General features: G+C 36.5%; 20 protein-coding genes and 1 pseudogene. 2 read left to right on the plus strand and 19 right to left on the minus strand.

Features of this window, described 5'->3' with window-relative positions; translation table 11 throughout:
• Nucleotides 1-123 precede the first annotated feature (123 nt).
• The 13 genes and pseudogenes from J416_RS15110 to J416_RS10275 form a co-directional block, all read right to left on the minus strand.
• Entirely contained in the window at nt 124-528 is a 405-nt protein-coding gene (locus tag J416_RS15110) for a DUF2264 C-terminal domain-containing protein (protein ID WP_052000955.1), read from the minus strand.
• Entirely contained in the window at nt 513-1,952 is a 1,440-nt protein-coding gene (locus J416_RS10220; RefSeq protein WP_052000956.1) for a DUF2264 domain-containing protein, read from the minus strand. Before J416_RS10220 ends, J416_RS15110 begins: the two co-directional genes overlap by 16 nt.
• 4 nt (nt 1,953-1,956) lie before the next feature.
• On the minus strand, nt 1,957-3,684 hold the full coding sequence (locus tag J416_RS10225) for a heparinase II/III domain-containing protein (RefSeq protein WP_003470384.1): 1,728 nt from the start codon (nt 3,682-3,684) through the stop codon (nt 1,957-1,959).
• Nucleotides 3,681-5,291: a response regulator gene (locus J416_RS10230; protein WP_156809576.1), complete on the minus strand. Its 1,611-nt coding sequence runs from the start codon at nt 5,289-5,291 to the stop codon at nt 3,681-3,683. The genes J416_RS10225 and J416_RS10230 overlap by 4 nt, the downstream gene beginning before the upstream one ends.
• The gene (locus tag J416_RS10235) at nt 5,269-7,089 is read right to left on the minus strand and encodes a sensor histidine kinase (RefSeq protein ID WP_003470386.1); all 1,821 of its coding nucleotides are present in this window, start codon (nt 7,087-7,089) and stop codon (nt 5,269-5,271) included. The genes J416_RS10230 and J416_RS10235 overlap by 23 nt, the downstream gene beginning before the upstream one ends.
• 151 nt (nt 7,090-7,240) lie before the next feature.
• Nucleotides 7,241-8,614 carry an ABC transporter substrate-binding protein gene (locus tag J416_RS10240; RefSeq protein WP_420805437.1) on the minus strand — a complete coding sequence of 458 codons (1,374 nt, stop codon included), beginning with the start codon at nt 8,612-8,614 and terminating at the stop codon, nt 7,241-7,243.
• A 128-nt stretch (nt 8,615-8,742) separates the two neighbouring features.
• Nucleotides 8,743-9,564, minus strand: a complete 822-nt coding sequence (locus J416_RS10245) for a carbohydrate ABC transporter permease (RefSeq protein WP_420805438.1) — start codon at nt 9,562-9,564, stop codon at nt 8,743-8,745.
• Nucleotides 9,565-9,599: 35 nt separating this feature from the next.
• Nucleotides 9,600-10,535 (minus strand): carbohydrate ABC transporter permease, encoded by a 936-nt coding sequence (locus tag J416_RS10250; protein ID WP_003470389.1) that lies wholly within the window; start codon nt 10,533-10,535, stop codon nt 9,600-9,602.
• Nucleotides 10,528-11,202 (minus strand): YesL family protein, encoded by a 675-nt coding sequence (locus J416_RS10255; RefSeq protein WP_338029452.1) that lies wholly within the window; start codon nt 11,200-11,202, stop codon nt 10,528-10,530. The genes J416_RS10250 and J416_RS10255 overlap by 8 nt, the downstream gene beginning before the upstream one ends.
• Nucleotides 11,203-11,448: 246 nt before the next feature.
• A pseudogene (locus tag J416_RS10260) lies at nt 11,449-12,791 on the minus strand (GH1 family beta-glucosidase).
• Nucleotides 12,792-12,844: 53 nt separating this feature from the next.
• A complete protein-coding gene (locus J416_RS10265) occupies nt 12,845-13,459 on the minus strand; it encodes an SGNH/GDSL hydrolase family protein (RefSeq protein WP_003470391.1) in 615 nt (204 codons plus the stop codon).
• Nucleotides 13,460-13,570: 111 nt separating this feature from the next.
• Nucleotides 13,571-14,611 (minus strand): Gfo/Idh/MocA family protein, encoded by a 1,041-nt coding sequence (locus tag J416_RS10270; RefSeq protein WP_003470392.1) that lies wholly within the window; start codon nt 14,609-14,611, stop codon nt 13,571-13,573.
• Between the two features lie 2 nt (nt 14,612-14,613).
• Nucleotides 14,614-15,351 carry a ThuA domain-containing protein gene (locus J416_RS10275; RefSeq protein WP_003470393.1) on the minus strand — a complete coding sequence of 246 codons (738 nt, stop codon included), beginning with the start codon at nt 15,349-15,351 and terminating at the stop codon, nt 14,614-14,616.
• A 120-nt stretch (nt 15,352-15,471) separates the two neighbouring features.
• Between J416_RS10275 and J416_RS10280 the strand changes: the two genes are divergently transcribed.
• Nucleotides 15,472-16,236: a helix-turn-helix domain-containing protein gene (locus tag J416_RS10280; RefSeq protein WP_003470395.1), complete on the plus strand. Its 765-nt coding sequence runs from the start codon at nt 15,472-15,474 to the stop codon at nt 16,234-16,236.
• 90 nt (nt 16,237-16,326) lie between these two features.
• On the opposite strand, the gene J416_RS10285 is transcribed toward J416_RS10280, so the two are convergent.
• The 6 genes from J416_RS10285 to J416_RS10310 form a co-directional block, all read right to left on the minus strand.
• A complete protein-coding gene (locus J416_RS10285) occupies nt 16,327-17,004 on the minus strand; it encodes a response regulator (protein ID WP_003470397.1) in 678 nt (225 codons plus the stop codon).
• Between the two features lie 531 nt (nt 17,005-17,535).
• Entirely contained in the window at nt 17,536-18,624 is a 1,089-nt protein-coding gene (locus J416_RS10290) for a glycosyltransferase family protein (protein WP_003470399.1), read from the minus strand.
• 75 nt (nt 18,625-18,699) lie between these two features.
• Nucleotides 18,700-19,038, minus strand: a complete 339-nt coding sequence (locus J416_RS10295; RefSeq protein ID WP_338029451.1) for a helix-turn-helix domain-containing protein — start codon at nt 19,036-19,038, stop codon at nt 18,700-18,702.
• Nucleotides 19,039-19,063: 25 nt separating this feature from the next.
• On the minus strand, nt 19,064-20,197 hold the full coding sequence (locus J416_RS10300) for a glycosyltransferase (protein ID WP_003470404.1): 1,134 nt from the start codon (nt 20,195-20,197) through the stop codon (nt 19,064-19,066).
• 22 nt (nt 20,198-20,219) lie between these two features.
• Nucleotides 20,220-20,708, minus strand: coding sequence for a YveK family protein (locus J416_RS10305; RefSeq protein ID WP_003470406.1), 489 nt, complete (start codon nt 20,706-20,708; stop codon nt 20,220-20,222).
• Nucleotides 20,709-21,181: 473 nt separating this feature from the next.
• A complete protein-coding gene (locus J416_RS10310) occupies nt 21,182-21,625 on the minus strand; it encodes a DUF5392 family protein (protein WP_003470425.1) in 444 nt (147 codons plus the stop codon).
• 172 nt (nt 21,626-21,797) lie between these two features.
• On the opposite strand from J416_RS10310, the gene J416_RS10315 reads away from it, so the two are divergent.
• Nucleotides 21,798-22,517, plus strand: a complete 720-nt coding sequence (locus tag J416_RS10315) for a metallophosphoesterase family protein (RefSeq protein ID WP_003470426.1) — start codon at nt 21,798-21,800, stop codon at nt 22,515-22,517.
• Nucleotides 22,518-22,615: the final 98 nt, after the last annotated feature.

Raw genomic sequence — 22,615 nt, forward strand, 5'->3', positions numbered from 1 at the left:
TTTCTGCCGTCATTCACTTGATGAAAACAGTTTTTTCGTAATTCAAGCTGCTTTTCTGCCGTCATTCACTTGATGAAAACAGTTTTCATGCAAATCCTGCTTCATTACTGCCTTCATACATAATCATTTATTATCAATCCAGTCCTTGATCACATATGTCTGGCCATTCAAATAGAGTTTGCCATTTTCAAATGAGGGCATTTCCTCCTCTTGTTCTTCCATATGATGTTTTCCAGGTTTTCCATAAAACGCATGGATAAACACATGCTCACCAGATTCGATGGCGGCTGATATCGTAGGAATCACTGTTCGATTTTCCATCAGATTCGTATTGGCATTTGGAAAAACGGAATGCGCTTTTCCTTTCGTTCCTAAGACGAGACTCGCTACCATTCCTTTTGTCGATAAAGCTTTACTACAATCATGATCATGATCATCTGTCACTTGATTTTCATCATCATCAGCTAACCCTAACGCAAAACCGCCATCAGCAATATCCAATGGCCGCTTCGTTACAATCCGATGCATCCGAACATGCAAGGTAAACCTGGAATCAACCATGTTTCAATCGTGACATCATGCCATGGTTTCCATGTAAAATGAATGATGCCATCACGTATTTCCTTTTCAACAACTGTTCGTTTCACTCGATAAAACTGGTCTTGTTCGCTGACCGCTAACATGGAGTCATAAGCACCTTGCTCTAGTCCCCATTCTGCTCGAGGAACACTGAAACCAAACTGATTCGAATAAGCAAATTTTTCATACTTTGCTGACACATGAGCATGACCATTTGTATGTAAATAACCAGGCGAAAACAGAACGACATGGTCATCGTCCCTTTCGATCATGAACGACGGTTTAATATGGTGCGCACGATTGGGTAATGACGGCATTTCTTTTTCTTCCACCGACCAAAACGCATGTTCATCAGGTAACGCTAAAATGAATAAAACTTTCAATCCCCAATACGGAGAACCTGGTGCATTATAATTTTCGGCCATTAATAAATTCGGATATTGATACCCAATGGATAATGTACCATCCGGTAAGAAAATATCCTGCTTCATCCAATAACGCAAATGCCTTAAAATAATTCCTTTTACAACTCCTAATGGAATATGATCGAGTCCTGCAAAAACATATGCGCTCCAAAATGAAGCTTGAGCAAAACGATATGTCAAACTGCGGCCATAAGGAATCGAGCGGCCATCTGCGCTAAACCAATAGATAAAATCTTCAGCAAACGTTTTGGCGCGTTCTTTATAAGTTTGCGCACGTACTGGATCATCTTCTTCCATCATTGTCGCATAGAACAAACTATAATAATGAATCGCAAATGGTGTATAATAATCAACATGAGCTGACTCACCATCTGTATACCAACCATCTCCGATATAAAAATCTTCAATTCTTGAGAGATTCGTATCAATCGTTTCTTGACTATAGGCTGCCCCAACTTTTTTTAGACCGATGTTAACGATAACAGCAAAAAATAGCCAATTGCAATCATGAGCCGCATAATCATTCACTTGATATAACCAGTTTACTAGATTTTCTTTTTGTTGAGACGTTAGCGGCGTCCATACCTTATCAGGGACTAGACATAAACTATAACCGAACGCCGCCATCTCTACAATCCGCTGATCATAGTCATGAATCTTCCCCCAATAACCGTCATGATTCGGATCTGTTCCATTGATCATTCCTTCAACATGTTTATCCCAAAGTTCTGGTTCAACTCCACTCATAACAAGTGGTGCTGCTCCCCATAAGATTCTAGAAAAACACTCGAGTCCAGCCACATCTTTCGAATAAGCAGCAGCTGTTTGACCGACTTGAATTCGTGAGTTTGTCTCGTCATAATAAGTTTCGAGTGGTTTCCATAAATCCACCATCAACTGCGTTAGATCCTTCTTCGTTCGCAGTGGATTATGCCTCACCTCTTGCATATTATCACTCCTGTACAAATCTCATATCAAATGATAGTTTCACATGTTTCGTTAATATGAGTGCAACAAAACATATGTGTAAAAAATAGTCCTGTTTACCTTGGTGATTCATAAAACTTCTCCTGTGAACACTTGGCTGCACCCTTTCTCGATCGAATAATAGATGCAAATGGCCCTCTTTACCAAATAAAACAAGCTTATCTTCATATTCTTGAAATGGCAAATCATCTGCAATAAAAGATTCTACGACTGAAGAAGGACACTCTGTAAAATCAAACCTATCTTCGACCATCAATTTTTTCTGATCTGTTTTATGCCACGTAAATGTTCGACTACAATGGATAAGTGTGTGATCAGCATATGCTGCGCTTAAATCTATGGTGATTCGTGAACGTTCTTCATGCTGATCTACTTCTTTCATTGCCCCTCGAAACTGACTACCTGCCTGTTGGTATTTTCCATTCACAATCGGTACTGAGTGTCCTTCTGCACTATTACAAATGTATTGATAGCGATGATCGTTAAAATAATTTTGATGGTATTGTCCTGATCCTAAATCTCTGAAAAAGACAGTGCCATGTGCATATAAAATAAAATGGCCAATATCATTATGATTATGTGGTTCATAATTATGACCTGCTTTTACTGAAAATGCAGTATGATCTATTCTCGATAAAAAAATTCCTGCATATGCAAAGACATATTCTTCATCTACCCAATCCTTCCCTTTCAAGGATGGATCGAACCACCACAACTCCCGAATAGCGGGTGCCCATCTACCACAATGATCAACGATTTCCTTTGTCCCAAAATCAATTGTTGGTATATGAACATCCGAGAATCTATGATGAAGATAGTGGGTAAATCCCATTCTTGGATACGCAATAGCTTCAGCATCTGAGTAGTTCACAACATATGTCCCATCCAAAAATAATCGTTGTTGCAACATGGCAATCGCTTTTATTTTTTCATTCGTCAATAGATCCACATCATTAAAGCGCTTTAGTAAATCGGCAAAATAAATATAGTATCCAAAACCATATTGCCAGTAATGATATCCTTCGACGCACGCACCATCCTCTTCAAAGCCGGATAAATAGTATTCCATCGTCTGAAGCACGCGTTGAATCATTGCTTTTTTCTCTTGCCTATCTGTTATGAGATATAAAGCAGCTGCACCTATGGAACATCCACAGACAGCGGCCCAGTTATGTGTCGCTGTTTCCCACCATTGCGTCCGATTTTGGAAAGGAATGAACACTCGACGTTCCACTTCAATTTTTGCCTTTTCCACAAGAAAAGAATCCAATTGTTCTTCAAAAAGAGTGATCATTTCAGCTAAAGTAAAAGCGGTTTCACAAGCGAATAGATCTACAGTGTATTGTACGTTTCCTGTCTGTTTAAAATCTTGATAGCTTTGTCCCTCTAAAGTTGGATCCAAATGAGCAGGTAAGCACCAAGTAAATTCATTACATACATACCATATAGCATTTTCCAACTCATGTAAATACCTCTTGTTTTCTGGATAAAGATAAAACAACAATCCAAAAGTCGTCAACCTTTTTCTGCGTTTAAAGTAAAGGTATTCATATCTTTTTCGATCGCCCGTTTTTTGATATTGTCTAAAAGCATCAAACGATAACGTAGGATATAGTTCTTTTGCACATCGCTTTCCGTCTATTCTTAACTTCTCCGTTACTTGATCAAACCAACTCTTCGATTCTCCAATCATTTTGCTTTTACCCCATTCCACTTTGCACCACGATACACAAGCGGTGTACACCCACAAATTTGTTTGAAAACTTTAATAAAATAACTTTGATTATCATACCCTAATTGTTCACAAATGCCCCCTACTGACATGTCAGTCAATTCTAACAATTCTTTTGCTCTTTCGATCTTCTTCTGTTTCACATATTCAACAAACGTCATTTGCATTTCTTTTTTAAATAAGCGACTAAAATAACTGGCATTTAAATATAAATGATCAGCTACTTCATCTAACGAAAGCTTATGTTCCAAATGATTTAAAACATAATAACAGGCACGCAACACATCTCGATGATAATTGTTTTTTAACTGTTGTTGCGAATCTTCTAAGCGCTTTTGCGTGTATCCCAACACCCAATCTCTTATTTCATATATCGTATCTACTAAAAAAATTTCTTCTTGAAGTATTTCTACATCATCGTTTGATAGTGAATATGAAGTAGTTCTTAACTTCATATTTACATCTAGAATCAAGCGTAAAAACCATTCTCTCACAACTTTTGGATGATATTGTTTGCTTTTACAATCATCAATCCATTGGTTCAACAGACGATGAAATCGAGATATATCGCGTTGAAATACAGCCTGTTTGAATGGAATGGCAACTTCTTGATCTTCATCAAACATTTTTTGAACGCACCCATATAATCGCTTGTTGTTATTTCGCTTTTGAATCACATTGCTATTTAAATAAAAAACCTGCATTTCACACCTAAGCAACAGCTCCAATTCTTCTTTTAAATGGTTGATATCAACTTGGTGACCGATCAAAAAACTAATTTGAATATCTAGAAATTGATTGATCGCCATTTGCAATTGATGTAAAAGGTCGTGTAACTCTTTAAACATATCATGCTTAATCGAAAAGTTATGTTGCAAAAATAAAAATCCTTTATTATCTTGATAATGAATACAATACATCTTTTGTGATGATTGGCTTTCAATCATCTCATCGATAATATTATGGACAGCAAATTGTAAAGTATCTTCTAAAATAAAGTCTCTTTTCACTTGATAATACGAATTGATGTAAAAATACACGGGAATATAATGCATAGTACGATCAAATAATTCAAGCAACTGATTCGTCGATCCATCTATACATTGTCTTAATAATTTTTGATTGTCGATCTTATCATTCATCTTTACCTTATGCTCTAATTTTTCCACTTGCGCAACCTTGGAATTGTCATTATCTAATCGCTTTTTACAAGTTATAAGAATTTCTTGCAAATCATCTGGATCTAGTGATTCCTTTAAAATGTAATCATGAACACCGAGCTTTACTGCCTGTTGCGCATAAGAAAATTCATTATGACAAGATATAATCGCTACTTGGATATTGTCTTTCATATTTTTCAGCTTTTTTGTAAGTTCAATGCCATCCATTTTTGGCATACCGATATCCGTAATTAATATATCTGGTGTTTCTTTTTTGGCATATTCTAAGGCTTGTTGTCCGTTCTCATGTGTACTAATGACTTCCATACCGATTTTTTCCCAATCAATGACTGCTGTTAAAAATTGTATCGTCGGGTAATCATCATCAACCAACATCACCTTGTACACCCTGTTCACCACCTAACGGAATCTGTATGGTAATTGTCGTACCTTCACCGTCTTCACTAGCAATTTTGATTGGAGAAGTTTTTCGATAGGAAAGTTTTAATCGCTCATATACGTTTTTTATTCCAATATTCAAGAAACTTTGATTTGATTGTCGTGATACCGCTTTGGAATCTAGTGCTCGATTCAACCTTTCCATTTGTTCCTGTTTCATCCCTTGCCCATTATCGATTACATTTATTTCAAGACGATCGTCATAAGTTTTGGCTCTTACTATAATCACCCCAGGCCCCTGATTAAAAGCATGAATGATAGAATTTTCAATTAATGGTTGTAATAAAAAACGCGGGACGCATTGCTGATACGCTTCACTTGTTACATCCACTACTAATTCTACTTTATGCTTTTGTCGCATATTCATAACATTGACATAATCTTTAACTAAGCTAACCTCATCAACAAAAGTAATAAAATCCTCATGATGACTTATGGTCCAGCGTAACAATTTTGATAACGATTGAATCATATCCGCACTTTCACGATCTCCGAATTGGAAAACCTTCATTCGAATCGAGTTCAAGACATTAAATAAGAAATGTGGATTAATCTGCGCTTGTAACATAGCAAGTTCTGCTTTTCGTTTTCGCTTTTGTGTATGATTGATTTCGTCAATCTTATCATTGATTTGGTCCAACATTTGATTGAATGATTGCGAGAATTCCCCAATTTCATCACGACTATTTACTTCTGCTCGGACCGTTAGATCGCCTTTTTGTACTTTTCGCACCACTTTATCGAGGTAACGTAAAGGTTTGGTGATTCGATTCATCAAGTAAGCTAAAATAACAAAAAACACAGCAAATGAAATAGCTAACAATAGAAACACTTTGGAAAAAATCGTATGAATATTAGATGTAGCTGCTTTATAAGGAATGATTGAAACAAGCTGCCAATCATTAAAAGTCAACTCTTTTGTCGCTACGACATATTTTTGATTCTCCCCTTGCATAATCTGTGATCTTTTATCAAAATGAATTGAACCTGAATATGAGATTTTGTCGCCAATGCGCGTTCTATCTTTGGATGATAGAATTTCGTGATTTTTGTTAATGAGCATGATTTCTTCTGATTGTTTTTGATTCTCTAATATTTTTCGAATTTTATTTTCTAACAACGTCACGACTACATATCCATATATCTCTTGATTGCTATCTCGTAGTGTTCGACCAACCGAAATTTGATAGGGGCTTGTGACACGTTCATAGGAAAGCACTGTTTCTTCTACACTAGACCAATTAGATTCAAAGCCATTTAACGACTGTAATTTTTGAAACCATTGCTTCTGATATAATGCATTTGGATTATATTGTGCCGTGGAGTAATTCGTATAATATTTCCCATTTGATAGCAAGATCGTCACATAGGATTTTTCTCCTAAAAGAGTAATATTTTCCATTGTTCTTCTGACTTGTCGATCTCCTAAATACGCATGATAGCTTTGATCATCCCACATGCTTAGCGGTAACTTGGATTTGTCTTTTAGTATGGTATTTAATGCTGAATCATTTTGGACAAAGTTCGTTGTATTCAACATATTATCTAAAACCCGAGAAATATTTTCTTCTGTGAGGTCAAGTTCTTTTGTTGCATTTTGCATCGCCTGTTCTTCTACTGCATCTCGAGTGAGGTAATGATAGATTGACAAAGACAGTAACACAGGAATACCGATACAAATAAACGAAGATAGGAATACCTTGGAACGAAAAGTAGGAGACGTTAACCCCTGAATCCAATTCCGCAACACTAACCTCCTCACTGATCGATTGAGTTCCTAAGACGCTTCTCGATAGATCTGCTATCATTAGCAACAATCACTTGATGAAGAAAATGAGAGACAAGTGGAGATTCGTCCCTCATTTTATTGTAAACGTTTTCCTTTAGTTATTCAATGATTACTCATTATTTGCAATAATTTTTTGCGCTTTTTCATGCATAGCATTAATGGTTGCATCGATATTTTGCTCTCCATAAATTAACTTTTCATATTCAACATTTGCCATTTCATAAATTTCCGCTTGATACGGTGCAGGTGGCGTTAATTTAGAGGCTTTTGAATGTTTTAATACAGATATCAATGCTTCTGTATCAACTTTTTCTGGATTGTTCGTATCTGCTAAAATCGTGTGAACAATGCTTTCTAAATCCTCATCATCAACACCATTCCAAGAAGGAATATTTTTACCTTGAACCATTTGGCCTTCTGTTGTGTACCAACGAATAAACTGATAAGCTTCTTCCTTATGCTCTGAATTAGATGCTACGGCCATATAATCGGTTGTAACTGGTGTATATCCACCTTCATCATCTGAATGATTTTTCGGATATGGTGCTATGCCAACATTAAAATCTAATGGAAATTGATCTGTCCCACCTAATTCAGTATTCATCCAGCTCCCAATCATCACAAGGCTCGCATTTTGATTAAAGAATGTATCGCGATAATGAAGTTGTTGAGACATAATATCAGTATACGGTGTAGCTGACTGATCTTCTTTTTCCATTTGCCAACGTAATTCCAGTGTCTTTTTAAACATTGGATCTTTAAAATTAGAGCTTCCATCTTCTTTTAATAATTCAGTGCCCTCTTGTTTACTTGCTAAGGCTAATTTTAGATATTCCATCCATCCACCATTTTGCGGCCCATGAAAATAGGTTCCGTAATGATCCTCTGTTGTTAATTGGTTCGCATATTCTGCAAACTCATCCCAAGTCCAATCCGTTGGCATTTCTAAGCCAGCTTCATCTAAATGATCCTTATTCACTAATACATACCAAGGATTAAACTTCCCAGGTAGTGCATAATATTGATCACCTAGCTGTGTATTGACTTTATATTCTTCGGTGACATCATATCCTTCCTCTTCAATGAATTTATCAATTGGTGCCACCATTCCTAAATCTACTCGTTGTGCATAAGAAGCGGGATCACTAAACATTAATACATCTAATTGTTCTCCTGAAGATGCGGCAAGGTCTAATTTTTGTAAAGCCTCATTGGTATCGCCTTTTTCACTTAAGATCACTAGTTCTACTTCGATATTTGGATGCGCTTCTTCAAATGCTGGTATAGTTTCTGACCAGTTATATGATGCTTCGTTTCCGTGTGTGTGTAGTTTGATTTGCACTTTCTCATCTTCATCACTATTATCACCTTCTGCTTGATCTGAGTTATCTTGATGATTTGTGTCAGAGTCAGTAACTTGTTCTTCACCACTTGAATGACAACCGATCAAAACACCCATTAACCACATAATACCTAATAACATAAAAACAGTACGCCTCACTCTAAAATCCCCCCCTAAACTGTTTTTGAAAACCTTTTCATTAATTATCATATCAAAACTGATAATCAGTCTCCTATCAATATTTTTACCTATGGCAACACTTTTTTTACCTATCCTTTAACCCCTCCTAAGGCAATACCATCGATCACATGTTTTTGTCCTAATATGAAGACGATTAATAACGGTAGAATAGCTGATACTGCTGCTGCCATAATTAATGTGTAAAAGCTACCATTAATGGTTGTGAACTTTTGCATCGCTAATTGGATCGTATATAATGCATCCGTTCTTAAGAAAATTAACGGGTTTTGATAATCGTTCCACGTCCAAATGAAGCGTAGGATTGCATACGTCGCAACAGCTGGACGGACAATCGGTAATGCAATTCGCCAAAAGATTCGCCAATGACCTGCGCCATCAATTTTGGCTGCATCAATAAAGTCATCATGAATTCCCAAAAAGAATTGTCTTAACATAAAAGTACCTAAAACACTAAAGCTCCCCAATAAAATTAAACCAAAATGTGTATCGAATATACCTAAATAACGAAAGAGAATAAATTGTGGTACAAGACTTGCTTGAGGCGGAACCATATAGGTTGCTAATACAATGATAAATAACCAGGCACCTGCTGGAAATTTCACCTTAGAAAAACCATACGCTGCTAGTGATGATACAATAACAGATACTGTTGTTGTTAGTACGGCAACTTTAATTGAATTCCAATAATACAAGTAAAATGGATATTCACCAAACCAAACTTCTTGATAATTACTAATGGCATTCCATCTTGTTGGTATCCATTCAATAGGATATTTAAATACGTCTGTTTCAATTTTTAACGAAGTAGAAAGCATCCATATGAAAGGCAATAAGAATGCGATACTACAAAAAAATAGGATCATTGTACTTATGATTTTTTTAATATTCATTCGTCTATGTTTTCGCATACCATATCCCCCTTTTGTTAATAATTCACCCATTTTTTCTGACCAATCCATTGGACAATCGTGATCGTAAATACAAACAAAAACAGTACGACAGCGATGGCAGAAGCATACCCGATATCTAAATTTATAAAAGCTCTCTCATACAAATGCCATACAAGCATAGTGGTGGAATTTAGCGGCCCACCTTCTGTTAAAACCGCGATCAGATCAAAAACTTTGAAAGAGGCTATAATACCGGTAATCAAGAGAAAAAATGAAGTTGGAGATACGAGAGGAAAAGTGATGTTTCTAAATTTGTACCAACTATTCGCACCATCTATATCAGCCGCTTCATATAATTCTTTAGGAATCGACTGAAGACCCGCAATATACACTATTAAGCTAAAACCAATCGATATCCATGTATGAATAATCATAAGCGAAATTAACGCAAAACTCGGATCAGAAATCCAAGTTGGCGGACTCTCAATACCGATTGTCATTAATACTTGATTAATCGGTCCTTGTGATGGATGAAATAAAACTTGCCAGACAACAGCAATTGCAACCACACTCGAGATGTAAGGCATGAAAAAGGCTACTTTAAAATAACTTTTCAAATAAACATTTCTATCAATAATGATAGCTAGAAATAATGCGATCATCATTGTCATCGGTACAGTTAAAATAAATATCGCATTATTTATGATCGATTTTATAAATGTAATGTCACTACTTAATGCGATGAAGTTATCAAAACCGATCCATTTTAATTGTTCAATCCCTGTCACAAACTTCCAATCCGCAAATGATAAAATAAATGTAGCAACTATAGGGAATAGAACGATAACTGAGACACCAAGTAACATGGGTGAAATGAATAAGAAACCGATGAAATTTTCGCTCTTCTGTATTCTCGATTTTTGTTGTTGTTTGAGCCATCGGGAGGATTCTGTTGCTAACGATTTATTCATACATTACACCTCTTTTCTTTGGAATACTTACATGAGCTGACGATATGTTTATATTCTTCATTCTTTTATAAACCACATGACTAAAGGACATAGCAATAAATGATAAACCACTGCCAAGAAACAAAAATGCTAGACTCGAAAAAACCCAGCATATAAAGAAAAAACCGCACATCGAAAGTATCATCCACATGGTTAGTAATGGATATAACATACTCATTTGAATGGCTTTTTTGATGAGTTGCCATAACGAATCTTTCGGAAACACGATCATTAAACTAAATACATATAAAACAGAAAGTAAACTAAGTACGATTACAGTAGAAGAGCTACTCAGGATTATATAATAAAGCACCCCTGTAAATTGATTGGCTAGTGAAAAGTCAATAGTTAAAGCGATTGCGGTGAGTAAGATGAGTCCTCCTAAAAGATTACTTTTAAGAAAATATGCTTTGAAACTTTTCCAAAATTCCGGAAATACAGCGAAATCATCTTCACCGTTGAGCCATTTGTTATTTAAGGCAAACATAGCTGTTATAGCTGGACATATTCCTGCAATCACTCCACCCATTAATGTGAAAAAAATGGCGATTATATTGATATAAGCAAGGCGATAAAGCCATTCACACCATGTAAATAGTCCACTGGATGTATCAAATTGAATATGAATCTCCTCCTTTCTTAGTCAAAATTATAAACGCTTACACTTCTTGAAAAATAGCACTATTTTTACCTTTATCAGAAGATATTTGACTCCTGAATGTTAGCAAATGATGTATATGGAATGAGTGTTAGTCATTCTAGGGATGGCATAAAAAAATGGAAGTATACAGCCCTTTTCTAGAAAAAGTAAAGGAGACACATATACTTCCATTCCGTTATTACGTTATACCATTAAATAATCCTTGCAGTATCACTAATTCTCAAACCAATGATTAGCAACCGTTTGCTTATACCAATAAAAACTGTCTTTCTTCGTACGTTCTAACGTTCGATAGTTTACATGAACAATACCAAACCGCATGGTATATCCCTCAGCCCATTCAAAGTTATCCATGAGTGACCAAGTAATATAGCCTTTCACGTCAACATCTGATGAGATGGCTCGACGTAGTGCAGTTAAATGCTGCTGCAAATAATTGATTCGTCCGTCATCTTTCACGCGACCATTCTCTGGTTCGTCGTTATAACAAGCACCATTTTCCGTAATATAAACGGGAGGATTATTATAGTTATTTTTTATTCGCATTAAAACCTTGTATAACCCTTCAGGGAAAATCGGCCAACCAATATCTGTCCGTTCATCATTCATCTCAATGAATTCCCAATCTAGTAAGCCATGGTTTTCTTTATAACGTGCAATATGACCGGTATAATAATTAATCCCAAGGAAATCAATCGGTTGCTGAATCGCCTCCATATCACCATCTTGAATATCCAGTGATACACCTTTCTTCTCAAACCAATCGACTAAAAACTTCGGATATTCTCCCTTAAAAATCGGATCCATAAACCATTCTACATACCATCCAATTTCTCTATTACAAGCATCAATATCTTCTTGTCGGTCACTAAATGGCTCTAGCCAAGTTGTATTTGGCGCAAATCCAATCTCGCCTTCTGCACCTAAATCACGAAATTTTTTCACCGTTTTCCCATGAGCCAATAACAGGTGATGAGAAATTTGTGTAGCAAGTTGCAAATCTTGGTTTCCTGGGGCATGCACACCAATATAATTTGATAAAAATGAAATGCACCATGCTCATTTAGTGTAAGCCAATGTTTAATTTTTCCGGAGAATTCATTAAACATGACTTCGGCGTATTTTACAAATGCATCGATCGTTTCACGGTTTCCCCAGCCACCATTGTCCTGCAATGTTTGTGGTAAATCCCAATGATAAAGTGTACACATCGGCTCAATGCCATTTTCTAATAACTTATCAACGAGACGGTGATAGTAATTGAGTCCTTCTTGATTGACTTCACCTGTACCATTCGGCAATATACGTGGCCAGGCAACCGAAAATCGATAAACGTCAACTCCTAATTCCTTTAGCAACTCAACATCTTCTTCATAACGGTGATAACTATCACATGCCACATCACCATTATCTCCATTCACGATATTTCCTGGGGTTTTTGCAAATGTATCCCAAATCGACTGACCTCGTCCACCTTCGTTTGTCGCTCCTTCAATTTGATAAGAAGCGGTTGCTGCTCCCCATTTCATATCTTGCGGAAATTGAATAATTGCCATCTCTTCTCCCTCCACTTTCGTTTATAAAGTTTAACTGTTATATGAACTGACGTTTACCGCACTGTTTCGAGCCATGTTTTTGCCATTAACATATTACCCGCAGGATTCATGTGCACACCGTCAGTCGTCAACGGATAAGTTGATTGAGATGTTAAGTATGTTAAAAAGACTTGATGCGTTGGAACGAGCGTTGCCTGGTGCGTTCTTGCTAGTTTTCGAACAATGTCTACGTAATCTTTTAATCGTTGGTTCCCCTCGGACTGAATATTTTCTTCGATTACAGTTGGTTCCATCAAAATGATATGGGCATTAGTTCTCTCATAAACCTGCTCGATTAGCTGTTGATAGATTGCTTCAAATTGATCGGGAAATACTTGTTCAATGTGAGGCTGATCCAATTGACGCCAAACATCATTAATGCCTATCGAAATCGAGACTGTATCTGGTTGTAACTCGATAACGTCTTGTTGCCAACGTGATTTAAGATCAGTCACTCGATCGCCACCTACACCTTTATTGATCACTTGATAACCTCTATCCGGTTCCGTAACTTGTAAATAATCGTGAATCAATCGTACATATCCATCACCGATTTTCTCTTGATCTTCAAACCTCCCCTCTTCCGTAATGCTATCTCCAATCATTACGATTCTTTGTCCAATTGACATGATTATATCCCCTCTCTTTATAGAGTCATTTGATCGCTTGCATCTGTTGATCTAGTTTATTTCATCCTATGCATCATTTAATCTATCATGCAAAGGGAACGCTTGAGATGTTTACAATTTAATGGCCTCACCACTTTCTGCTGATTGATAAAGTCCGTCAATAATGGTTTGTACAATAGTACCTTGATTTGCGTTGGCATCAGTTATATGACCTGTCATACAATTTTGAATAAATGTATGTATTTCTTTCTGATGTGCATTCACTTCTGGTAAATAAGCTGGGGTCACATCAATTAACGTTTCAAACTTTTCTTGGTACATTTTTAGCGGAAAAAGGTCCGCTCCACCTTGATTGCCCATGAGAGATACTTGCATCGTCTCTTTACTTTCTATATTTGCTGCAAAAGCCGTTTCAAGCACTAAAGACGCTCCATTTGTAAAAGTAACCATACCAACTGCCATATCTTCTACCGAAAAGTTTTCGTAATCCCAGTCACCTAACAAACCGACTCCCCTTCTCGTTCCTAGCTGCTGATGTGTTTGGCCAAGTACCATCTTGGGTTCAGGATACCCCATTAAATATAATGCCGTATCTAACATATGAACGCCGATGTCGATAAGTGGTCCACCACCTTGTAAATCTTTATTTGTAAAAACACCCCATCCAGGAATTCCACGCCGGCGTAAAGCTTGTACACGTGCAGCGTAAATATCGCCAAATTCTCCTGCATCGATAAAACGTTTTGCCACTTGCGTCTCAGATTGAAAGCGATAATGAAATCCATACATTAATAATTTCCCTGCTTTATGAGCTGCTGCTTCCATAGACTTTGCTTCTTGTTGATTCATCGCTGGCGGTTTTTCACACAACACGTGACAGCCCGCTTCCAATCCCGCAATCACAGCATCTTTATGGAACTTATTAGGTACACAAACACTAATGGCGTCCAATTCTACTTCTTTTAGCATACGTTCATAACTGTCAAAGGCATGAGGAACGTCACTTTGTTTAGCCAATCTCTTCGCCCTATCATAGGCAACATCCGCAATAGCTACAACTTCTACTTGAGTAGATATTGCTTGATAAGCTGGTAGGTGTACATCTTCGGCGATTCCTCCAGCACCTATCAATCCAATTTTAAGTCTTTTCATAGCTATCTTCCTTTCTTCTCATTCTTGTTGTAGATATGTTCAATCGGTTGAGCATTACCATAGGTTGGCCTTGATCGATGGGCAGGTGCCGCCCATTGAATAGCATTTTGGATCACTCGTTGAACATCTTTGTGATAATACGTTGGATATGTCTCATGTCCTGGGCGGAAGTAAAAAATTCGTCCATTCCCCCGATAATACGTGCATCCAGATCGAAAGACTTCGCCACCTTCAAACCAACTCACAAATACTAATTCATCAGGTGCGGGAATATCAAAGTGTTCCCCATACATTTCTTCTTTATCGATTTCTATGTATTCCCCTATTCCTTCAGTAATTGGATGTGCAGGATTCACTACCCACATCCTTTCTCTTTCATCTGCTTCCCGCCATTTCAGATTACATGTCGTTCCCATTAATTTCTGAAATATTTTTGAGAAATGGCCAGAATGCAATACGATCAATCCCATTCCTTCTAAAATGCGTTGATGAATCTTTTCTACAATTTCATCAGCCACTTCGTCATGCGCTAAATGTCCCCACCAGATCATGACATCGGTTTCATTTAAAATATCATCCGTTAGCCCATGATATGGTTCATCTAATGTTGCCGTTTTCACTTGAATGTTATCACTTTCGACAAATTGTTGAATCGCACCATGAATACCATCTGGATATAGTTCAGCAACTTGTTCACTCTTTTTCTCATGGCGATTTTCATTCCAAATAAGCACATTCATTATGTTCCACCTCAATTCTTTATCATTTATTAAAGATTAACGCAACATATTCATGTTTGTATATAAATGATATAATCAAAACATGAATAATTTTGCTAAAAAGTGAAATGAGGCAGTCGAATGCGAATCAATTTTTGCGGCTATTCATATCATAATCAATCATTCTTTACTTCTCACCAATCTCGCTATAGTTCCTACCTATTCCGTTTACAAACAGACGGAATCGCGAAAGTGAATATAAATGGTAATACGGCAATTGTAGAGAAAGGTGATTTACTCATTATCAAGCCTGAAGAAAAATATGAATTGTACACAGAGGATGGAGCAAACAGTGGAGATTTCCACTTGTATTGTGAAGGTGACTGGATTCATCAACGTTTTGATCAAGCACCTTCATTAACAAAAATTGATTTAGATGAAACATTAATGGATCTTTGGCACCATTTAATTATTGAGGAACGACGACCGTTAAAGGAATACAGCCATGAACTGAGTTACTATCTACTTTATGCTTTGTGTATTTCACTTGATCGACAAATCAATGGTGAAACGACGGTCATTCACCGCCCCTATACTGTAACAAAAATGATGCGTTATATTGAAGAACATGCAACAAGGCAAGGATTTCGTGTACAAGAAGTAGCAGACCAGTGTCACTTAAGTATATCTCGAGCTGTCCATTTATTTAAAGAACATGTGGGCATGACCATTATGGACTATGCCCAACAGATACGTATAGCTACGGCAAAAAATCAAATGAAATACACGACAATGACACTCGACAATATTGCGCAAAACAGTGGGTTTGGCTCGTATTCATATTTACATCGGGTCTTCAAGAAACATACGGGTATATCACCTGGAAAGTATCGTAACAAAATCTAACATACCATTGATACGTTGTGCTTCTGAAGTAAGCAAGCCGAGTATCCTCTATTCTTAATCACAGTCGGCTTGCTTTTGGTCACATGTTTTTCATCCGGTCATTTTAGAAAGCATTTGTAATAATTCCACTCGATTCTTAATATGTAGCTTTTTATAGATAATGGATAAATAATTTTTCACTGTGCCTTCACTAATTTCCAAGCTTTCCGCAATCATTTTATTCGTCCAGCCTTTTTTCATCAACTGAATGATTTGCCACTCACGTTGGTTTAAATCTGTCCGATGATTGAAACGCTCCTTAATATAATGAAGAGAGCTTTCTCGCTCGATTTGTAAAAGTGCATCTAATCGTTTCGAAAAATATTGCACTAACTTTTGAGGCGCAACAAATTTTCCCTCTATAATAAAACGCAATGTCTCTTTAAATTCGTCTAATCCTGAACTTTTTAATATATAACCATCGGCACAAACAGATAATACGGACTCAATCGATTCTTCATCATCATAAGCTGATAATAGTACAACTTTTGTATCAGGGAAAATTTCTTTCAATTGCTTGGCACATTCCATCCCATCCATAACAGGCATATGAATATCTAACAAACAAATATAAGGGCGTACTTCCATTTTTTTAATAAAGTCAATCACTTCTTGACCATTTTTCAACTTTCCTATCACTTGGAACTCTTCCATTTCTTCTACAAAACTTGTAATCATATCACGAAATAATGTTTGAGATTCTGCGACAACTACTGTATGTTTTTGCATAATGTTATCCCTCCGATTTTCTATTTCTATTGGCTATCGATTGTTACTTTTTATGATCTTCATTTCTATGAAAAGTGAGGAAGATATGGACATTCAACCATGTATAGGCTACTTGATTATCATACTCTTGAATCACAAATGAGTATCCATCATCATGAAAATCGATTGATGATTCCTTACCTCCTTCCTCACATTGATTACTGACTTTCATGTACTACCATTAATTATAACGCATTTTTCATTCGTTTTAAAGAACATTTTAGTTTTATTTTCCTATTTATTATCTCCCTTATGTGAACATTTGCATAGAATTATGCGACATCTTCGCGGATCTTATTCTAATATTATCAACAATGCGCGACCGAAATTCATTATAATGAACAACTACAACTAAAAAAACGTGCTTTGTTTTCGTGAAAACATCGATTTTATCAAGCACCAGTGCATCTTTTTCTTCAATATGACTTTTTTATGATTCTATATAATGAACAATACACGATTTTATTACAAACTTCAACCTTTTTTTATGTTTTAACTAAAAATTTTATGATCCTTTATCTGCTTTTTGATCTTCGAATAAAGATGATCAGGTGCTGCAGGGATAACGTGCGATCGTTTCGACACACCATATCGCACTGCTTTTGATAATGGATGCGGAGAAAAAACTGTTCGTTTTAGCAGTAAAGCATCAGATAAAATATGATCATTTAACCGAGATGATGTCCATTCAATATAAAGGTCTGATGCAGCAATATATGGATAATAATTATTTTCATGATTAATGATGATCACGTCATTCGTTAATTGGTATTTTTTTAATTTTATGCGCAATTCATGTTCCCATACATGTTCTCCTAACAAGTACCATTTGAACAGTTGCCGATTTTGTTTGAGTAATAAACAGGTTTGAACGAATCGATCCATTTGAGTGTCGTCCTTCCAATTCATTTGTGACAGAAGTCGAATGCCGTCAAATGATGGATCAAATGGTCTTTTCAGTTTAGCTATCCGTTGTAATACTTCGCTTCTGTACGGATTTGGATAATATGTAATCGCTAGATCATAAGTAGACTTTCCAATAGCATACATGGTTTTTGAATTCGTCATATGATAATCAAAGGATTGGTACATATGCATCACTCGGTCATAGGCCCTATGAGCATGAAACGGTAATAAGTGCAAAAATAGAAGCTTTGTATTCGCTTGAACCTTCTCAGCAACATAAAAGCTAGCGATTCCTTGTGAAAAGCAATAGACTTTATCATAAGATTGATTTTGAGCGGCAATGTTTGATTGAATCGCCTGCCAGTAGATATATGAGAGCGTTGGATATTGATAATTGGACCTAAGAATGTGCTCAGGTATAGAAAAGGGAAACAAAGAAAATTGCCAAAAGTCACTATTGTTTTCTTGATCCAGACTTTCTCCCTTTTGATAAATCGGTGGTTGAATCTTTCCATACATTTGAAATGCTTGATATACTGTTTCGTCATATCCAATCAATTGAAACACTGCTTCACTATCTTGAATTCGAAATATATGAAACAATTCTATCATATGATCTACAGATAATAACGGATCTTTCGCATCAAATACATAAAGAACAGATTGTTTCGCCATAAGTACACCCTTTCACACGTCATTTATTTAGAATACGAATCACCATCCATTCGAATGGATTGGTGATTCATATCTTTATTCGTTCTTTGCGTTTTTCCAACGAATAAATTCGAACACGGGGCGATAATCTTCCAACGTTTCCTTATCAATGCCCATCGTTTTCAATTCTTGGACAAATCTTATCCATTCATGCTCAGTAACGGATTCTTCACGATTGTTACCTAAAATCGTCATCACATCGACTTGCAATACTTGAGCTAATTTTTCGATGACATGAATAGAAGGATTTTTATTTAAATCTCTTTCAATATTGCTTAAGTAGGATTTGGAAATGTTGGCACGCTCCGCTAATTCTGATAAAGTAAAATGCTTTTGTTTTCTTATCCGACTAATATTCTCTCCAATCATCATCATGACAAACCTCTAATCCATCTGTTTTCTATTTCATTGACTCTATAATGCCTTCATCACGCAATAACAAATATCTTTTTTCTAACTTTGGTACTAATTGTTTTACATGATACCCATGTAATTTAAATGTTTCTGGTGACACTGGATTTCTTACTTTACTATGATAGATGTGATTCATTTGTGATAACCAAGATGATTTCTGATCAAGTGGAAGAAAGTGAACTAATTCACTTCCAATATCTACTTCCTTAGATACGACATCGGATACAAGAATCGGTACCCCTGCGCTTTGTGCCTCGATAAATGTTGTTGGCAATCCTTCATAGACGGACGGATAGACCATTACATCAAATGCTTGTAACCAATACTCGCGCTGCCTATCATTCTTTAACAAAATGACGGAATCTTCTAAATGATAATCGATAATTTTCTGTTCAATTTGTTGCTGTAAAGGTCCTTCTCCTATCAGTACTAGTTTGGATTGCGGGATTTTTCTTCGGAAACCGATAAACAATTCCAATAAATATAGATGATTTTTTTGCGAGACGAATGAACCGACATGTCCAATGACAAAGTCTTTTTCTCTTACTTGTAATCGATCCCGCATTTTCTCACGTAATAACTGTGAGTAATAACTTTTTTCTGGCTCAATCGCACTTCGTATTAACTCCGCTTGATCGGCTTTTTCTTTACATAACCAGTTCGCTGCTTCTGAGGTTGAGGCAAAATAGTTGGTAGCAGACGTCGATAATTTCAAACGATGATATGTGGTGAGCATACGATCAAAAAAATGATCATGGTAACTCGTTTGATAACCGTGGGCAATGCGAACAGGGATACCAACTCGCTTTGCTGCTTTTAATGCATCACTACTCCAAAGATTTAAATGAGCATGCATCACAAGATAAAACCGATGCCCTTTAAAAAATTCCTTTATGGCCCGTTTATACTGAAACCTGCCTTCTTCTTTTTTTGAAGACAATCGATAGACGTATCCCCCTAACGATCTGATTTCATCATCGAACGCGCCAGTCTCCGTTGTAAGAAAATCAAATTGAATGATAGAATGATCGATATTCCGATACAGTTGCATGACCATTTCTTCCTCGCCACCAGGATCCATTTTTTCAACGACATGTAATACCCTTAGCGCACTTTCCATGATCGTCCCTCCTATAAATCCGTTATTGCAATTCTTCTACTTCGATGACCGCTTCTGTTACCACTTCGAATTGAAAATCTTGATGGAAGAGTCCTGTTTGATATAATCGAACAGCTGTATTGGCCATCATCGCTGCTCGATCTGGATCACTATCACTCACCGATATTCGAACTAAATTCGATTGATCCATTCGTTCGACGTCTATTTTGTTTGCTAATCTTTGCGTTGATATGGATACTTGTAATTCAGCATATAATTCTTCTACAATTCTGCGCACGCTGCGTTCGTTAGTGAATTGCTCTATCATTTCTTCATTTTCACCAACAGAAAGGACAGCTGATGCCTGATATAGCGGTTGGTCGTTTGGCTTTGCCCATACGTAAGTTATACTCAGGACAATGATAATAGCCGTAACGACTAGAAGAAGGTTTCGGTGAGGTCTTTTGTGTTTTGACTGGTCGATACCTTTCCATTGATTTGATGTATGGTTGCGTTGTTGTCGATTTTTCATTCAATCACCTTTAACATATTCTTTATAAAGAACGGTTCTTTTAAAAAATATTTACTGATGCTTTTTCGCATTATAAAGAACAAATATTCTTTATAAAGAACGACTAAACATATAGTCTCACGGTTTTCGATGATTGTCAACTCCTGATTCACAAATAATCAATGATGTCACCTTTCATAAACTCCATTATGGCGCTCGGTTACGTTTATCCTGCAAACAGCTTCCTCTCAGTCCACAGTTTGCAGGATAAATGAATTTTCGATGCAAACAGACAATCTATAGTTCCTTGTTTGACGCATATATTGATTTTTGATGCAAATAGATGATCTATAGCTCTTTATTTGACGCATATATTGTTTTTCAATGCAAACAACTACTCTTCTGTTTGATGCAAATACATTTTCCACCTATAAGAAAAACCGAATGAGGCCAGATAAACTACATCTGACTGCATTCGGTTTGCTTTCCGTTTATTAGTCTTCCATCATCCGTTTTCGTTCATTCTCTTCAGCAAGAAAATTCATAAATGCTTGCATTCCTAATCTGGGTTGATTCTTGATTGAAGTTATATAATCTTGTTTCTTGTATTCATTAATGACTTCACTTTTATCGATTCGGTTCAAGATGTGTTCTAATTCCATTGTTTTCATTCTTCGTTTTATATGTTTGGATTCTTTATAAAGTGCCAGTCCTACCGCTGCCATTAAAGCATATATAAGAACCATGGCAATCATATGATTCGCAAAGCCTTCAAAAAATAAGAAATAGACAATATTCACAAGCGAAACAAATAGTAAAGGAATCGCAAACATCTTATATCTTGTATTCTTTTTCATTAAAGGACTTATTTTTTCAAATAATCGCTCTAATTCTATTTTCACAAACGATGGTAATTGACCTGTCGTAAATGGTAGCATTATATTCCCTCCTCTACCTCACGTTACCCATATTTTGGTTGTTATAAACATTCTTACTCCCAATCTATCTTCATTGTATTCCTGGGCAAATGACGACGTCAAAATCTTTGCTCTTTCTATTTTATTTGGAAAATCTGTCTTTTTTTCTTATGATGGATATGAGGTGATAAAGATGAAAATCGCATGCTTATCTGATATTCACGGAAATGCAGTTGCGCTTGATGCAGTATTAGAGGATGTAAAGCGACAAAACGTTGATAAAATCGTTGTCCTTGGTGACATTGCCTATCGTGGTCCAGAACCAGCGCGTGCCATTGATCTCGTTCGTTCACAGAATGCTGAAGTCATAAAAGGGAACGCAGATGAATGGGTCGTTCGTGGTGTGAAATCTGGTGAAGTACCAGATAAAGCACTAGAATTAATGCAGACAGAACAAGCTTGGGTAAAGGATCAACTTTCTGAAGACCAGTTACAATACTTAGCGAACTTACCGACAGAAATAAGCCTATCAGTCGACGGAATTACGATCCATGGATTCCACGCTACACCGAATAGTTTATTTGACGCTGTGTTACCCGATCAATCGGATAATGTGCTTTTGGATACACTGACAAAAGCAAAAGAAGCCGACCTGTACTTATATGGTCATATCCATAAAAGTTACGAGCGAACGATTGATGGAAAGACCATTATGAACCTAGGAAGTATTGGATTACCATTTGACGGCATTCCGAAAGCATCCTATGCGATCGCTGATATCCATCACGGGCAAGTCGAAACTAGCCACGTACGTGTGCCTTATGACATCGAAAAAGTATGTAAGCAATATGAAGACTATGATTATCCGAATATCAAGATGATGCAGCAGATCATCAGAAGTGGAAAAAATTAAATGAGGCTGGGACAAAAGAGTAATTAGAACGAAAAAATCCGAACATTAAAATTTAAGTTCGCATACCGCTTAGGCAAAATACTTCGCTTTTACCCATA

The sequence above is a fragment of the Gracilibacillus halophilus YIM-C55.5 genome (assembly GCF_000359605.1).
GTDB classification, from domain to species: domain Bacteria; phylum Bacillota; class Bacilli; order Bacillales; family Amphibacillaceae; genus Gracilibacillus; species Gracilibacillus halophilus.

Excerpts from the sequence above, each read along its gene's own strand:
- J416_RS10300 (WP_003470404.1), bottom strand. The coding sequence starts at position 20,197 with ATGGAAAGTGCGCTAAGGGTATTACATGTCGTTGAAAAAATGGATCCT.
- J416_RS10310 (WP_003470425.1), bottom strand. The coding sequence starts at position 21,625 with ATGCTACCATTTACGACAGGTCAATTACCATCGTTTGTGAAAATAGAA.
- J416_RS10225 (WP_003470384.1), bottom strand. The coding sequence starts at position 3,684 with ATGATTGGAGAATCGAAGAGTTGGTTTGATCAAGTAACGGAGAAGTTA.
- J416_RS10305 (WP_003470406.1), bottom strand. The coding sequence starts at position 20,708 with ATGAAAAATCGACAACAACGCAACCATACATCAAATCAATGGAAAGGT.
- J416_RS10295 (WP_338029451.1), bottom strand. The coding sequence starts at position 19,038 with ATGATGATGATTGGAGAGAATATTAGTCGGATAAGAAAACAAAAGCAT.
- J416_RS10245 (WP_420805438.1), bottom strand. The coding sequence starts at position 9,564 with ATGAATATTAAAAAAATCATAAGTACAATGATCCTATTTTTTTGTAGT.
- J416_RS10280 (WP_003470395.1), top strand. The coding sequence starts at position 15,472 with ATGCGAATCAATTTTTGCGGCTATTCATATCATAATCAATCATTCTTT.
- J416_RS10270 (WP_003470392.1), bottom strand. The coding sequence starts at position 14,611 with ATGAAAAGACTTAAAATTGGATTGATAGGTGCTGGAGGAATCGCCGAA.
- J416_RS10290 (WP_003470399.1), bottom strand. The coding sequence starts at position 18,624 with ATGGCGAAACAATCTGTTCTTTATGTATTTGATGCGAAAGATCCGTTA.
- J416_RS15110 (WP_052000955.1), bottom strand. The coding sequence starts at position 528 with ATGCATCGGATTGTAACGAAGCGGCCATTGGATATTGCTGATGGCGGT.
- J416_RS10250 (WP_003470389.1), bottom strand. The coding sequence starts at position 10,535 with ATGAATAAATCGTTAGCAACAGAATCCTCCCGATGGCTCAAACAACAA.
- J416_RS10275 (WP_003470393.1), bottom strand. The coding sequence starts at position 15,351 with ATGAATGTGCTTATTTGGAATGAAAATCGCCATGAGAAAAAGAGTGAA.
- J416_RS10285 (WP_003470397.1), bottom strand. The coding sequence starts at position 17,004 with ATGCAAAAACATACAGTAGTTGTCGCAGAATCTCAAACATTATTTCGT.
- J416_RS10220 (WP_052000956.1), bottom strand. The coding sequence starts at position 1,952 with ATGCAAGAGGTGAGGCATAATCCACTGCGAACGAAGAAGGATCTAACG.
- J416_RS10240 (WP_420805437.1), bottom strand. The coding sequence starts at position 8,614 with ATGTTATTAGGTATTATGTGGTTAATGGGTGTTTTGATCGGTTGTCAT.
- J416_RS10265 (WP_003470391.1), bottom strand. The coding sequence starts at position 13,459 with ATGTCAATTGGACAAAGAATCGTAATGATTGGAGATAGCATTACGGAA.
- J416_RS10315 (WP_003470426.1), top strand. The coding sequence starts at position 21,798 with ATGAAAATCGCATGCTTATCTGATATTCACGGAAATGCAGTTGCGCTT.